We start from the raw sequence: 455 nt of genomic DNA, 5'->3' as shown, positions 1-455 counted from the left end.
AATATCGGGCCGCGCAGCCGCGCCCTGCCCTGCACGCCATGCGGCGCAGGCGTGCAGCATGCGGATGGTACCGGCATGACAAATCACGATGACGCCCTCGGCGGGCGTGGCCAGCAGGTCGCCAAAGGCTTGCCACATGCGGCTTGCCACGGCGGTCAATGTCTCGCCGCCGCCGGGTGCGTAATGCGCAAGATCGGCATTCCAGGCCTCGACTTCGGCCCAGGGGATGTCATCCCAGGGGCGCAGCTCCCACTTTCCGAAATCCATTTCCTGCAGTCGCGGATCGATGCCCGGTGCGGGTCGCTGCATGGCCTGCGCAAGGGACTGCGCCAGCCGCGCGCAGCGCTGCAGCGGACTGCTCACCAGCGGCCAATCAGGCGGCAGCGCCTGCAACTGGGGCAATAGTTGCGCCACACTCTGCGCCAGCATCTCGGGCGCGACCGCAATATCGCTGC

1 protein-coding gene is annotated in these 455 nt (G+C 67.7%); it reads right to left on the bottom strand.

Annotation, left to right across the window (positions count from 1 at the left end):
- On the bottom strand, positions 1-455 hold a 455-nt coding region (locus tag B3873_RS23275), incomplete at both ends, for a histidine phosphatase family protein (RefSeq protein ID WP_286869289.1).

Source organism: Herbaspirillum sp. UBA812 (assembly GCF_002296545.1).
Taxonomy (GTDB): Bacteria; Pseudomonadota; Gammaproteobacteria; order Burkholderiales; family Burkholderiaceae_D; genus Herbaspirillum; species Herbaspirillum huttiense.
This window is presented reverse-complemented; position numbering and strand designations above follow the sequence as displayed.